This window comes from Leptospira meyeri, from assembly GCF_004368965.1.
Classification (GTDB): domain Bacteria; phylum Spirochaetota; class Leptospiria; order Leptospirales; family Leptospiraceae; genus Leptospira_A; species Leptospira_A meyeri.
The window spans coordinates 1728106-1742998 of the sequence record NZ_SORO01000001.1 but is presented as its reverse complement, the minus strand read 5'-3'; the positions used below and the strand labels follow the sequence as shown (position 1 = coordinate 1742998).

Genomic DNA, 14893 nt, shown 5'->3' with positions numbered 1-14893 from the left:
AACTAGACCCGCCACCCAATGCGTTCCCTTTACCACGACCAGCTCCTTTTCGCACGCCCTTTCTGAAAATCCCCCATTTTAATTCGATTAAGTTCGCAGTTTCGACTCTGGGCGCCCGGGCGGGCCTCCTCCGGGGTGCGCGTTCGCTCCCGTCCTCGGTAGGAGTTCCTCCTCCTCGGACCAAGCCCTTCTGGTCCCTGGCGCTAGTACTAAGTTTTTAAATCCTCTCAGTATCAAAAAGGAGAAGCTTTATATACCAAACAGTAGATATAAATTGTTGACTAGGCATTTGCCTAAGTTAGGTTGTTGCATTCAAGGTGGTCACATTTTTAATGTTCAATGGAAAATCCTTAATTTTTGGAAAATTTACTCGTATTTTTATACTCATCGCTTCCGTTACAATGACACTCGCATTGTCTTTTTCTTGTGCGGAAAAATCAGAAAACAGCGACCTTAGTAGTGCAGCCGTGGCACTAGTGACACAAAACCAGTCTTCGTCAAGTGCCACCACAGCTAATACTTCTACCGGGACTTGTGCCACAAATGGATTTTGTAAAATGTTCGCAACAGCCGGAGCTGCCACTAAAAATGCAGGGATTGCTGGACTTGATAACAACTGCCAAACGGATACAAATAAACCATCAGGGGGCGGAACCTACAAAGCACTTGTAACTGATGGTGTGAACCGAAAGGCCTGCACCACAGCAAATTGCAGTGGTGGGACTTCCGAACACATAGGTTGGGTATTAAAACCGAATAAAGAATATCGTCGTAAAGACGGAACCACAGTGATTGGAACGACGACAGCCAATGGAGTGTTTAGCTTCCCATTGACAAACTCCGTTGAAATATTAGCGAATTTAGTCATTACCAATGGAATTGTTACAGGAATGAATGCCGATTGGACAAGTAATGCAAGTGATTGTTTGGATTGGACAACCAATGCAGGTGGCAATAGTACGACATTCGGCACTTGGGATTCTACAGGATCAGGACTCATTGGAGGGGTAGGAACCAGTGGTTGTTCCAATGTACACATGTTAGTTTGTGTAGAACAATAAGTTTTACTTTTGTATTTCGCCGCAAGTTGTGTTTGAGTGAATCTAATCTCCCCGCCCTGAATTGGGTGGGGAACTTGACCCGCCGCCCAATGCGTTCCCTTTACCACGACCAGCTCCTTTTCGCACGCCCTTTCTGAAAATCTCAGATTTTAATTTCGATAAGTTCATAGTTTACGCTCTGGGCACCCGGGCGGGCTCTCTCCGGGGTGCGCTCACGCTCCCGTCTTCAGCGGCTTACGCCTCTTCAGACCAAGCCCTACGGATCCCTGGTGCGGAACCAAGAGTTCACAAAAAATCAGGAATGAACTTTAATTGTGAATATTTGCGGATGAATCAAAATAATATCCCAGCGCCAGCGGTAGTAGCGGAAATCCTTTCGCGATGCGAAAGATTGGAGCGGATAACGCGGTCGTTATTGAATCAAATCACATTCAACTAACGGATTCGAGGCGCCCAAAAGGAAAATCAAAAATCCTTTTGGTGCATTGTTTCTTTAGAAATGATTTTTTAAATTTCTATTTCTTATCCACTTCCCTTTCTAGAAATTCCGTAAATTCAATTTGCCGGTTAATGAATGTTAGATTGTATCTGCTTTCGTAAAATAAAAGGGCACTAGCCAAAAACAAACAAATTCCACCGGTGATTGCCACCACAGTGGGTATCCAAGAATATTCTTTGGCAAAGGCAAGGGTGATGGCAAGTGTCAGACTCGAAATCACAAACAGGGAAGTTGCCAAATACAAAAAGGCCATGGAACGTTGGATGAGGACGGCACGTTTTTTTTGAACAGAGAGTTGGTGGCGCATATAAACCATCCGTTCCTTTTGAAAACCTCGTTTGCCTTCGAGTAGTAATTCCACTTCCGATTTCAAAAGATTCACGCGATCAAAAATTCGTCCTAGTCTGTTGGCTGTGGAAAATATCAAACTAGCACATGCGGAAACAAGAACGGCTGGGGTGATCATACCGGAAAGGATTTCAGAATTGGAAAACGATTCGAACATAAGGATTAAAGTAGTGAGTAATGTTCCTTTTGAAACTATTTTTTCGATTTGTACCTGAAAGGGTTAAATAAAACAAAGAAAGGGGATGAAGATTTGTTTTATACAATTACGAGGCAATTCCAGTAATGATCAAAATCTTCCAGGTTTGTGAATCGTTTTACGATTTCAAAATCTCTTTCGGCTTCAGGGTATTGGCGGGCTAAATAGTGTAACCATTGTTTGATCCTTCCAGCTCGACTTTTTGCTTCCATATCGGATTCTAAACTCAACCAATACTGAAATAAAATTTCTTTCATTTCTTCCCAAGAGAGACTTTCGTTTCTTTCTTTCCGAATCATTAAAGCAAGAGCAGGGTTTGCAACGACACCTCGTCCAATCATGATGTCTTTACAACCAGAAACTTCAAGGCATCTTTTGGCATCATCCACAGTCCAAATTTCTCCATTGGCAACTAAGGGAACTTTTACAGTAGAACGAATTTTTGAGATCCAATCCCAATAGGCAGGAGGTTTGTATCCATCTGTTTTCGTTCTGGCATGAACCACAATTTCTTCGGCCCCTCCGTCTTCCAATGCTTTTGCGCAAACTAGCGCTAGTTCGGTGGAATCAAAACCAAGGCGCATCTTTGCTGTCACAGGGATTTCTTTGGGAACGGCACTACGAATTGCTTTTACAATCGCAAACATCTGGTCCGGTTCTTTGAGAAGAGCCGCCCCACCACGGTTACGGTTCACAGTGGGAGCAGGGCATCCAAAATTAATATCAATTCCATAGGCACCAAGGGATGCCACCTTACTTGCATTCTCCGCCATACAGTTGATATCAGAACCTAACAATTGTACTTTGACAGGAACTCCCGCTTTGGTGCGGCAACCTTCATACAACTCGGGGACATATCGGTAGTATCTATGCGAAGGGAGGAGAGTATCATTCACACGAATGAATTCACTGACACATTCATCAAAACCACCTACGCGTGTGAGTGTATCACGCAATCGGTAATCGAGAAGTCCTTCCATGGGTGCCAGTAAGATTCGCAAAACAAAATAGTCCTATCCAGTCACTTTTCGCACAAGGGCCCGGCCAATCATTCGAATTTTTGCAGCGAATGGCAAACGTTTCAAATTGGTGCCAACGATCCCTTGGGTGAAACGAGTTTTTTTACTGTAATCGATATGGACATCCAAAATGACCGGACGGCCTTCTTTTGTGAGATTCCAAGCTTCATCTAACTTTTGTTTAATTTCATCGTTAGTTTGAATGTTGATATATTCTGCTCCAGTGGCTAAAGCAATCCCTTCAAACCTTGTGGTTCCAAGTACAGTACAGGTTTTCCGATTGTAAGGAACTTGTTGGGCTTGGGAAATTTGGGATAACTCACCATCATTAAAAACAGCAAATACGGCTCCAATTTTGTTTCTACTGGCAGTGATTAATTCCATACAAGTCATTAGAAAGGCCCCGTCACCAATGATCCCAACTACTGCTTTGTCAGGATTGGCAAGTTTAGTGGCAATGGTTGCTGGAACTGCATAACCCATACAATTAAAATCTGTCGGAGAGATCATATGTCTTGGTTTGTGGATCGGCATTAGTTCCGCAGTGAGGAATGTATGGTTCCCGTCATCCACTACAACAAAACCATCATCGGGTAAAGAGGTACGTAAAGCACTAAAGAATTTTACCGGATTCACTTTATCCTTACTATCATGTTGGAACCATTCCTCCATATAGTTTTGTTTGTTTTTTTTGATCTCTGCTGTGAGCACTTGGATTCGATCTTTCCGACTTTCTTTTGTTAGCTGTAACTTGTTTTGTAGTTTTTTTACCAGTTCAGGCAAAACGTTTTTGGCGTCGCCTTGAATGTTTACTTTCGCGGGGTAATTTTTATGAAAGACATTCTCGTTGATGTCGATATGAATTAGGTTTTTGGGAACGGTCACTCCAAAACTACCTGTGGCAATTTCGGCAAAACGGGTGCCAACAGCGAGTAAACAATCACAATCTGCAAAAGCTTTGGTTGCCGCTGGAACCGCTGCCGGACCAAAACTCATTCCACAATGCAAGGGATGATTCCCTGGAAAAGCACTTAGCCCTTGTAAGGTTGTTGCTACAGGTGCTCCAAGTAATTCTGCAATGGCAACACTTGATTCTGTTGCATCTACTGCCCCCCATCCTAAAAATAAACCAGGTGACTTTGCTTGAGAAAGTAATTCAACTGCTTCTTCCAGTTTGGATTCTGATACTGCCAAACTAGTAATTGTTTTCGTTTGGCAGTATTCTTGGTAACTAGGTAGATTTTCCACAGGACCAGTATACAGTTGAATGTTTACAGGAATTTCTATAAACACGGGACCTGGCTCTCCAGTCACGGCAATTTGGTATGCTTGGTAAATCGTTTCTACCACTTCCTCTTGCGAATTTACCTTAAAAGTTTTTTTAGTGATAGGTTTCACCAGCGTATGTTGGTCCATATCGTGCAATTGGTATTTATATTTTGAATCGCTACGTACTCCACCTGCAATCACTAACATGGGAATCCCATCTAAAAACGCTTCCCCAATTCCACTCGCAGCATGAGTCACTCCCGCAGCCGGTACGATCACAACTGTTCCAATCGAATCACTGGTACGACTGATGGCATCAGCCATAAACGCACCACAACCTTCATGAGTAACGAGCATTGGATGAATCAATTCAGAATTATTTAATTCATCATAAATTTCTGTATTATGAACTCCAGGAATTCCGAAGGTAAAACGAACTCCTATTTGTTCTAATGCATATCTGACTAACCAAGCGCCTGTTTTTTTCATGTGACTAAACTCCTTTGTTTTCCATGTTCTCTAAGTGAAACACCATTGTTCACTGACTTTGCCGCTGCTCTTGCGGTCAAAATACAACCAGATAAAAACGTCCCTTCTAAAGATTTGAATCCACTTGCACCACCACCTCCAAATCCTGCCGCTTCACCAATAGCATACAAACCAGGGATAGGCGAACCTAATGGATCTAATACGCGGCTTTCCAAATCAGTTTGGATTCCTCCTAAACTTTTTCGGGTAATTAACCTTAGTTTGATTGCTATGAGAGGTCCTGCACTGGGATGAAGAATAGGTTTTGGAGCACAAGTTCTGACTCGATCAGAACGCCATGACCTGGCGTGTTGGATCCTCCTTAATTGGTCATCGTTCCAAAGACCCTTTCCTCTCCTAATTACATCATCATATTGGGTGATTTCTTTTTTTAATACTTCGTATTCGATGGTTTGATCACCATTCAAACGATTCATTTTATCAACTAATTCTTGTAAGTTGTTTGCAACGATGAAATGATCACTTTCTTTTTGCAACTGTCGCACGAGACGATGGTTTCCTAGTAACACTTCTCTTAGGAAAGAAACTAATTTCCGATCACGGATCATCGGATTGTGTTCAGAACCAGAAACGGCGAGTTCTTTTGCCGCAATGCGCCAATTCAAGAGTTGCCAAGTGTATGGTTTTTCTAGTCCCGAGATCCTATGACAAAGTTCGTTAGTATCAAAACCTGTCATCATCGGTTCTGGCCCAATCCGACGCCCCGAATGGTCAAGCCATAACGCCGACTTACAAGGAATCAAACTAAGTCCATGACCTTCAAATTCTGGTTTTGGATTGGGAATCCCAGCAGCATAATTCCACATTTTATCTAAATGGGTGAGATTTCCGCCATGTTTCTGCACGGCATCATGTACCAATCCATCAGCAAAGGGATGGGAACCATTCAACATTTCCTTTGGGGGCTCACCCCAAGGTTTGTACCAATGTTCTCGAACCTTATCCAAACATCCGGTGATGCCACCTGTTGCTACCATCACGTGGTCCGCATAAAATGTTAAATCTTTCTTCCCCATTTTTTCTTGTTCTGCGATGCAACCTACAATCCTACCGTTTTCTTTGATTAAATCAGTAACCTTGTGTTCAAATAGATAACTCAATTTTGCATTGTTTCGATGTTTTTTTAATAGTTCCACGAAACGTTCCACCAAACGGTAACCAGTTCCCCAAAGAACATGATAACGTGGAACAGAATTTCCCCTCTTGTATAATCCTCTTTCTACCCAATTGACCACTGGAAAAAAATGTAAGTCCAGACTGCTAAGCCAATGATATACCTGCCCAAGACTTTCATTTACATATTGTTCTGCCCATTGTTTGGGAAAAATATCATTGGGACCAAAATTAGCAAATGAATGCCAATCATCCAAAGCAATCTCAGGAGTATCTTTGATTCCTAAACGTTTTTGTAATGGAGTGCCAACAAGGGCCATCCCACCAAATGATAGTTTAGCGAGACCACCTAAATGCTCTTCTGTGTTTCTATCTAAAATTAAAACAGATTTTCCTTGGTTTAAACACTCAAATGCAGCCACCAAACCTGCGATTCCTGCTCCGATGACGATGACATCGTTTTTTGCGACCACTAACAACTCTCCTTCTTTTTGTTTTGAATCACTAAAAGATTTTATTTGTTACCAAAAAGTTGAAAGGGTTTCGGCCTTGGTGACACATTGATAACATAATGTACATAGTATTATTTTAAAATAAACAAATGCGACTCAAATTTTTTGAAAGGAATCAAATTCAAATATTAGAATGAATTTAACAGCTAACAAGGAGTAGTAAAATTTATAATTATTACTAGAATAGTTCTAGAATTCTGGGCTGTTTTTTAAAAAAAATATATAACGAATGTTAGTGTTAATAAAACAGAATAAAGTTTAGATTCATTTAATTTCCAAAATTTGGACTTGATGGTAGAAAAAACAAAAAGGATTTATTATGCGTTAGGTTATATCGGGTTTGCTGTAATCAATTGGATTCAATTCCGATCAAAAATAAAGAACAGGATTCGCTTTCGTCGGTAAAAATACAATCGGTCCGTTCTAATTTTATTGCATTTCGGGGGTAAAAAATTGCGTAAAACAGAAAAAAGTAAGAATAGTATCCTTTGTTAGCTGGATAAAAATTGAATTAAAATAGTTCTTTTTTCCATTGTCCGCAAAAAAAGGATTCCCAACTTCTTACTAAAAAGAGTAACTATTTGATTGCTTTAACATATTTTCATATTCGCAAGTTCTCTTTTCCTTTCTTTCTAGATTCTATATTTGGTTCGGAGCAACGGTATGAGTTTTCAGGTGACAATCCCACAAAATACAACTTTATCAATGAAAACGGACCTTGCGGGTGCGATTGTTTTTGTTAACGATGACTTGGTTAAACTAAGCGGATTTGAACGGAAGGAGTTATTGGGCCAGTCGTTCAAAAAAATCCAAAACCCAGATACTCCTGAGTTGGTTTATGAAAATATACAAAGAACCTTGAGTGAAAACGAACCATGGAATGGACTTCTAAAAAACAAAACGAGCCAAGGACAATATTTTTGGGCCAACACAACGATTACACCGTATTATGATAAGGACGGAAAAACCGTTGGGCATATGTTTGTTGGGCGTACCGCATCGGAAAAACAAATCATAAGCGGAGATGACTTTTTCCAAAATCCCAAAAAAAACCAATCCGGTTTTAGTTTAAATCCAAAAAAGATTTTAAATAGATTTAAAATAAAAACCAAACTTTTATTTGTATTTGGTTTGATGGCTATACTTATGTTAGTTTTGGGTATCAATTTAATTTTGATTAAAAAAAAAGAGTATGAATCTGCAGTCAATCGACTCAAAGGAGCAGAATATAATTTAAGTCTTGCGAAACTAATGCGACTCACAGCGAAACACCGAGGGTTTATGGCCCGTATTTTAAATGGAGACCATAGTGCCAAAGAGGAAGCAAATTCAATTGAGAAAGAGCTAGTTGCGGCATATCAAATCTTTTTAATATTAAATGAAAAGGAAGGTTCCCATTTTCAAGTTTATGAAGAATCTAAAGACATTCATAAAAAATGGAACCTACTAAAAGACATAAACTCAACCTTAACAGCTAAGGAAAGTTATATTGAGCATGTAAATCTTATCAAAAAAATGTTAAATGTAAATAATGAAGTTGGTGAGTCGTCTGGTTTGTTTTTGGACCCAGATAAGGACACTTACTTTATGATCGAAGTTTCATTGACTAAGTTACCATACTTGGCAGAAAAACTTGGACAACTTCGAGGGACAGGTTTGGCCCATTTAGTCAAAGGGGTAAAAGCAGATCCATTCGAAAAAAATTTGCTTCAAGAGATTTTAGGTTCTGTTGCGGGACACTTTGATTCCATTAATGTTAGTATGAACTCCATTCGTAAATTCAATCCTGAGGGTAAGTTGATTGTCGAAGCATACCAAAAGGCAGAAGCGGATTTTCCTTCTTTACGAGAGCAGGTTCAAAATAAAGTAATTATTGAAAAAATACCAACACTTAAACCAAAAGAATATTACAATCTTACGACGAATTTAATTGATCAAGTTTTCAATGTGAATGAGTTCATTTCAAAACAGCTTTCAGAGAAATTTACAGAGAGGGCGAGAATTGCAAAAAACTATGCAATTTTGGTTCTTGTTTTGACTACCTTAGCTCTTGTTTTTTTTATTCTCCTCCAATATTTAATCATCCAAAGTATCATGTCCGTAATCCGAAACAGCACAAATATCATTTCTCAAATTGTTCGTGGATCAGGAGAACTCCAAGAAAACTTGGATTATGGGATCAATGATGAAATCGGCGGGCTCTTAAAATGGATGGGTGTATTTATTTTGAATATCACAGAAATAGTTTTTATATTGAGGCAAGTTTCAACTGAGTTATCAGATAAATCAAAAGAAGCAGCAAGTTTAGTTCGAAATTATTCAGCCACCGCTCAAGAACAAGCTACTTCTACTGAAGAAACTTCAGCTGCAACGGAACAACTAGCCGCTTCAGTAGAAAACGTTTTTGTAAGTATCTCTACACAAACCGACCATTTGAAAGAAATCGAAAAAGTGACATCTGATTTCAAATCTGCAATGGCAGACGTTGCAAACGCAATGTTTCAGATGACAAATTTAACTGAAGAATTTTATAAACAAGCAAATGATGGAATGTTGACTACAAAAAATACTGCAGATTCCATCCATATCGTAAATCAAAAAGCCGAATTAATCGATGAAGTTTTGAATATCATTAACGAAATTTCAGATAAAACTAATTTACTTGCGCTTAACGCTGCAATTGAAGCTGCACGTGCGGGTGAACTTGGACGTGGATTTGCCGTAGTTGCGCAAGAAATAGGGAAACTCGCTGAACAAACTGCGCATAATACTCGTAACATTCAATTATTAACCACAGATACAAAGGACGCAATTAAAACTAGTGTTGGACTTATGATGAATATAGAAGCGAGTTTTCAGGGATTACTGCGCAATATTTCACAAATTCAAGAAACTGCAAGGTTAGTAAGATTTGCTCAAGAAAAACAATCTGCTGACACCGATCGAATTGTGGAGTCAGTACATAGAATTAATGAAAATTCGCTCCAAATATTAAGTGTGGCAACGCAAGAAAAAGTAGCTGTAGGTGAAATTTCTAAATCAATCGAAACAATTGCTTCAGGTACGCAGGTAATTGCTGATAATTCATTGGTTCTCCTGGAAACAGCAAAAGATATAGAAGTGACCGGAGAACATTTGCAAACGGTGGTTGAGGCCTACAAATATTAAAGTAAAAAATTGATTGTTATAGATTGTAGAATTATATTTTCTATTCTTTGAATCTAAACATGAAATCAATCATATTAAATAGTTTTACATTTGTTTTGCTTTTGTCGTATTTTTCTTGTTCTACGCAGACAGTTTATATTCCAAAAGAAAATCTAAATGTTAGTCTGAAACCCGCAGAGTTTGTAGAAAAATTAGAATTTTCTAAATCTCTTTTGCCAATTGTCTCCGAATCGATTGAAAGACCAAACACTCATTGCAAAATTTATTACGGAATACTTCGTGATAAAGAAAACAATCGTATCGTAAGGAGTATTGCTATTCTTGTGGATTCAAAAGATATGAATTTGCAACCCGAAGAATATTTATACTATCCAGTATACTATGCGATCAATGTTTCGAAACATCTTTCAATTAGGCAGACTTTGAGAAGTGAGTATGATATTCGAAGAGCTAATGAAAATTCTCCGGTTTATATGCCCGTTTACGCTACATCAAGTGTAGTAGCTTTAGCTGCCTTTGGTATTGTTTTCGTAGCTTTTACGGGAACTGCTTTTATCTTAGGAATGGGAAAAGGAACCTATGAATTTACTGAAGATGTGATGGAAGGTATCATTGTATCAAAGGAAGAAATAGTATTAGGTTTTAATGATTATCAATATGATCAAGAGGGACGTTTAGTTAACGTTTCTACTTATCTTCCTTATCGTTCCATTTCTAAGTCAGTGATTCCTTTGTATGACCGCGAAGGTAAAAAACAAATTGGTCAAATGTATCCTTCTTCTAAACCCATTTTGTTATCAGAAATAAATTATAAATACTCCCAAATGAAACCATCTTCTAGAATACCGAAAGCTGCGGAGATCATCGAACATATTCCCAAGAAAACAAAAAAGTTGATTGATTTGCCGATCAAAGATCCATCTAAAGTAACAAAGTAATTTCTTGCCTAAAAGCAAGATGAATTACAATGATCCAATTGTGAAAGGTGCTCTTGCCACAATGGTTATCAATTTCTATCGTTATATTCTAGTTTTTCTTTTTATTGCCTTCCCACTTGGAATTTTCCCTAAAACTTGGCCTGACCTAGAATCAGAAAAGGAAATAAAAGTTTATGGGAGCGAAAGAAGTGCAAAGTTTACTGCGAGTAACATTTTCTATGACGTAGAAAATTGGACAAACCACTACTCCGTGCGAGCTTTGGGATTCTATCGGTATTATGATTATCCAAAAGCAAAAACAAAATCTATTTTTCCTTTTTATTATCATATTCAAAGTAAATCTGATAATCGTGAATACAAACGAATTTTAAATGTAAACGTAACTAAAGAAAAAGAAGCGGTTGATCAATCCTTTTATCCATTTATTTTTTGGGGTAAAGACGCAAAGGAATCTTATTTAACAATAATTCCTTTTTTCTTTTCTAGTTCTAATGAAACAAACAGTAAATTGGGATTTCCCGTTATTCCTTTGTTATACTATCATAATCGAGGTATTTCTGGAGAAAATAAAAACTATTATTCCCGTTTTTTGACTGTTTTACATTTTGAAATCAATGAGAATCAAGGATTTCATGAGTTTTCTCTTTTTCCTTTAGTTTATTACTCCAAAAACAATTATTTGTTTTTGCCAATCTTTCTTTATTATCAAAATCAAAGGTCAAATGAAAATGAATATTGGATGGGTCCAGTCTACTATTCAAATAATAAGGCTAAGGAAGAAAGTTTATTTGTAACCTTCCCTTTTTTTGGAAGATATAGGAAACCAGGAAAGGAGTTTGATTTTATTTTTCCTGTTTATCTTAATTATGCCGACGAGGAGGAAGATTATCACATCAATTTGTTATGGTATACGAAAACAAATTCAGCTAATGTAAATGTTGCAGCTAACGATGGTAATTTGTTTATCGATTTTGATTTTGGAATTTTGTATAATTTAGTTGGGTATTCTCAGAGAACCAAAGTCATAAATGGAAGTAACCAGACTAAACAAACAATTCCTTTTGAATCGAACGAGCCGAAAGTCATAAAAAAAAGAGAATTCAATCGTGATAATAGTGAAAGCTTTTTTGGATACCAGTTGCTTTTCGGAATTTTTTCTTTTGAAAAGGCCGATACAAAAAAGCATATTCGTTTGTTGCCACTTGCTTGGTTTACTTGGGATGAGAACTCTAAAGATAATGTTGTGTTATTGCCACCTTTTTTTCCCATTTGGTTTAGTTACCAATCGGATGATCTAGAATACAAGATACTCTTTCCATTTTATGGGAAACAAAAAGACAAGGATTCTGAATTTCGCGCTTACCTTTTGAATGTTTATTTAACGGAAGAAATAAAAGAAAATAATCGTAAAGAGAGTTCTTATTTTTGGCCTTTCGTGAATATTTATGAATCAGATATTGATTCCGGGCATAGGTTTTTGCCGTTTTATGTTCATCGAAACTATGGTATTCAAAAAAACCAACATAGTGATACGTTTACATTGTTATCATCCTATCGGAAAACAAAAAATTCTGCTTATTCCGATATTCAATTTTTGTTTTGGCCCTTCTGGATTTCGTATGAAGAAAAAAATTATCCTAATTATGAAAAAGAGAAAACCGTTTGGATTACTCCATTTTTTTATAGAAATATAAGAGATGGCGGAAGTAGAACCAATTTGTTTTGGTTTATAGATTGGGAATTGTATAAAGAACGTGACTATGCCTCAAATTCAAAAAGCAAACCGTTTGTTCCTTTGGAGCAGGATGAAAAACTTTCTCACCTCTTGATTTTTCCGTTTTATAAAACGAACTCTAGTTTTTCAGTAATTCCTTTATCTTTTAATGACTGGAACGATGACGGATTTACGACTTTTACTTTTTTGAACTATTTGAAATGGAATCGAAAAGGCCATTATTATAATTTTTTATATTTAATTGAATCGGAAAATTCAGAAACAAGTTATCGATTCAGAAGTGTCGGCGGTTTGTTGTGGGGTTTTCATAAAGGGAAATCGGAAATTAATAGAATTACTTTTTTATGGTTAGGTTATGATGATAGATCACATCGAACTACCTATAATTTTTTCCCGATCGTTAGAACGGCAAATGCAGATAAAGAAAAATCCCGATTGTATGGACCATTTCTTTATTACCTTTTTGATTCAGAAGAAGAAAAAACGGAATTGTTGCTTGCGGGTCTTGGTTACTATCATAATAAAACTAAATCAGACAATCAATACTCCACCTATGTTTTGCTTGGTGCTTTGTATCAGGAAAAAACAGAGATAGAGCGAGGTTATATAAAAAGAGGAAGTCTTTGGGGTTGGCTTTGGGAATACCAAACGGAAGACAACGGTTATGAAAAGTTTTCCATCTTAAAATTATTTTCTTATACCAAAGAAATGGATGGAACCAAAAAAATTATGGGGATTTCAATTTAATCAGTTATGCCAAAATCAAAACCGAAAGTTCTTGCAATTTCAGGAGGAATTAGTTCCTCTTCTTATAATAAAAAAATCCTAAATACTATCAAATACAATTACACAAATGATTGCGAAATGTTGATGTATGATCAGATCGCCAATTTTCCGTTTTTTATGTCTGGAATCTCTGATGCAGAAACGCCAGAAATAGTGAAAACTTTTTTAAAGGAAGTGGAAAAGGCAGATGGGATTTTAATATGTTCTCCCGAGTATGTATTTAGTATTCCTGGTGTTTTGAAAAATGCACTTGAATGGGCAGTTTCTTCTGTTGTATTTACGGATAAACCAGTTGCTCTCATCACGGCAGCCTCTGTTGGTGAAAAGGCACATGAATCTTTGCTTTTAGTTTTGAAAACAATCGGCGCTAAGTTATCTGAAAATACCAATTTGTTGATTTCTGGAGTAAAAGGAAAGGTATCTGTTGATGGTGAAATTACTGATCCACAATCAAAGCAATCAGTTCAAAATTTAATGTCAAATTTTTTATCCTTATTAAGAAATTAGTAAAATTTTTTGATTCGTAATGGAATTTTTACAGAATAATTTCGGTTTCAGATAACGTTCATTAGGCTTTTATATTGGTCTTTATTTTCATTGCTTGAAATTATCGATTTCAAGATCTAGTAGAATTAAGAGATGATATTCCATGTTTTTTAGAACTCTTTTAATCGGTGTTCTTTTTCTATCTTGTAGCAAAAATCTTTATAATAATCCTTGTGATCCAGAATCGAAATCCTTTGTTGAGACTTTTTTGGTTTTGGCAGTTTCTGGTGAACAAAAAAACGCCTGTTTCCCCGGTATCACGATCAAAGATAATTTCGGCCTTTTGCTCAGTTCGACGACAGGTCTTATTTCCGAACATGGTGGGAATGCAGCTTTTGGTTCTTCACTAACTTATAAATTAAATCTTGGGTCCGAGCCAAAAGAAAATGTAAATGTAAACATTGTAGTTTCAAATCCTTCTTATGCAACTGTCAGTCCAACTTCGATAATTTGGACACCAAATGATTGGCAATTGGAACGCATGATTACGGTAACAGCAGTAAATGATACCTTATTAAATGGAACTAGAGATTTTCTAATTCGTTTTGTGCCGACTTCAGCGGATAGTAATTTGCGACTCCAAGAAAGATTGATTTTGATGCAGATTCAAGATAATGATAAAAGGTTATTTGTAAATTCAACGCTCACCAAAGGAAATTTAGGTGGGATTGTTGGAGCAGATGCCATGTGTTCAATGGATCCAAAGTGTCCAGTGGGATCCCAATGTAAGGCGATGCTTGTCACTGATACGGGAGTTCGAATCGCAAGTGTAACGGCAAATGCTGGCGATGGTCAAGTAGATTGGGTTTTAAAACCTTATGCTTCGTATTATCAAAGTAACAATATTACTCTCATTGGCACTACAAATGGAGTTTCTTTACTAACGTTCCCCGTTCTAGCAGGAATTGATCCAGGCTCGGTAACAACTTGGACAGGAATGGGTACCTCCTGGGATGCGCAACCGGACCATTGTTCCAATTGGGGAAATTCAGTTTCTGGAAATGGAGTTGTAGGCAGTTCTAGTAGTACTTCGGGAGCACTCCTTAATAATTTGAACGTAGCATGTACTAGTGATTTAAAGTTTTACTGCGCAGAACAATAAGGAAAAATTTCTAATTTTCGTATTGACAATTTATATCTTCCAGATATAGCTT

Annotated in this window: 10 protein-coding genes; 6 read left to right on the top strand and 4 right to left on the bottom strand. The window is 37.4% G+C overall.

Features of this window, described 5'->3' with window-relative positions:
• The first annotated feature begins 332 nt into the window (after nt 1–332).
• Entirely contained in the window at nt 333–1061 is a 729-nt protein-coding gene (locus CLV96_RS08070; RefSeq protein WP_243836438.1) for a DUF1554 domain-containing protein, read from the top strand.
• A 515-nt stretch (nt 1062–1576) separates the two neighbouring features.
• On the opposite strand, the gene CLV96_RS08065 is transcribed toward CLV96_RS08070, so the two are convergent.
• The 4 genes from CLV96_RS08065 to CLV96_RS08050 form a co-directional block, all read right to left on the bottom strand.
• Complete coding sequence (locus CLV96_RS08065; RefSeq protein ID WP_004786228.1) at nt 1577–2065, bottom strand: DUF2721 domain-containing protein; 489 nt, start codon at nt 2063–2065, stop codon at nt 1577–1579.
• Nucleotides 2066–2163: 98 nt separating this feature from the next.
• Nucleotides 2164–3105 (bottom strand): tRNA dihydrouridine synthase, encoded by a 942-nt coding sequence (locus tag CLV96_RS08060; RefSeq protein WP_040917257.1) that lies wholly within the window; start codon nt 3103–3105, stop codon nt 2164–2166.
• 12 nt (nt 3106–3117) lie between these two features.
• Complete coding sequence (locus CLV96_RS08055; RefSeq protein ID WP_004785456.1) at nt 3118–4881, bottom strand: thiamine pyrophosphate-binding protein; 1764 nt, start codon at nt 4879–4881, stop codon at nt 3118–3120.
• On the bottom strand, nt 4878–6527 hold the full coding sequence (locus tag CLV96_RS08050) for an FAD-binding dehydrogenase (protein WP_004785164.1): 1650 nt from the start codon (nt 6525–6527) through the stop codon (nt 4878–4880). The genes CLV96_RS08055 and CLV96_RS08050 overlap by 4 nt, the downstream gene beginning before the upstream one ends.
• Before the next feature lie 702 nt (nt 6528–7229).
• Here CLV96_RS08050 and CLV96_RS08045 point away from each other — a divergent pair.
• From CLV96_RS08045 to CLV96_RS08025, 5 genes are all read left to right on the top strand, one after another.
• Entirely contained in the window at nt 7230–9734 is a 2505-nt protein-coding gene (locus CLV96_RS08045) for a methyl-accepting chemotaxis protein (protein ID WP_004786118.1), read from the top strand.
• A gap of 59 nt (nt 9735–9793) precedes the next feature.
• Nucleotides 9794–10672: a hypothetical protein gene (locus CLV96_RS08040; RefSeq protein WP_004785282.1), complete on the top strand. Its 879-nt coding sequence runs from the start codon at nt 9794–9796 to the stop codon at nt 10670–10672.
• Between the two features lie 61 nt (nt 10673–10733).
• Entirely contained in the window at nt 10734–13154 is a 2421-nt protein-coding gene (locus CLV96_RS08035; RefSeq protein ID WP_040917342.1) for an LA_1737 family protein, read from the top strand.
• 6 nt (nt 13155–13160) lie between these two features.
• Nucleotides 13161–13700, top strand: a complete 540-nt coding sequence (locus CLV96_RS08030; protein ID WP_004787288.1) for an NADPH-dependent FMN reductase — start codon at nt 13161–13163, stop codon at nt 13698–13700.
• 142 nt (nt 13701–13842) lie between these two features.
• Entirely contained in the window at nt 13843–14841 is a 999-nt protein-coding gene (locus CLV96_RS08025; protein ID WP_004786537.1) for a DUF1554 domain-containing protein, read from the top strand.
• Nucleotides 14842–14893 lie beyond the last annotated feature (52 nt).

What these genes read in the sequence shown, in the direction of transcription:
- CLV96_RS08025 (WP_004786537.1), top strand. Translation starts at nt 13,843, where the DNA reads ATGTTTTTTAGAACTCTTTTAATCGGTGTTCTTTTTCTATCTTGTAGC.
- CLV96_RS08030 (WP_004787288.1), top strand. Translation starts at nt 13,161, where the DNA reads ATGCCAAAATCAAAACCGAAAGTTCTTGCAATTTCAGGAGGAATTAGT.
- CLV96_RS08040 (WP_004785282.1), top strand. Translation starts at nt 9,794, where the DNA reads ATGAAATCAATCATATTAAATAGTTTTACATTTGTTTTGCTTTTGTCG.
- CLV96_RS08045 (WP_004786118.1), top strand. Translation starts at nt 7,230, where the DNA reads ATGAGTTTTCAGGTGACAATCCCACAAAATACAACTTTATCAATGAAA.
- CLV96_RS08070 (WP_243836438.1), top strand. Translation starts at nt 333, where the DNA reads ATGTTCAATGGAAAATCCTTAATTTTTGGAAAATTTACTCGTATTTTT.
- CLV96_RS08065 (WP_004786228.1), bottom strand. Translation starts at nt 2,065, where the DNA reads ATGTTCGAATCGTTTTCCAATTCTGAAATCCTTTCCGGTATGATCACC.
- CLV96_RS08055 (WP_004785456.1), bottom strand. Translation starts at nt 4,881, where the DNA reads ATGAAAAAAACAGGCGCTTGGTTAGTCAGATATGCATTAGAACAAATA.
- CLV96_RS08035 (WP_040917342.1), top strand. Translation starts at nt 10,734, where the DNA reads ATGGTTATCAATTTCTATCGTTATATTCTAGTTTTTCTTTTTATTGCC.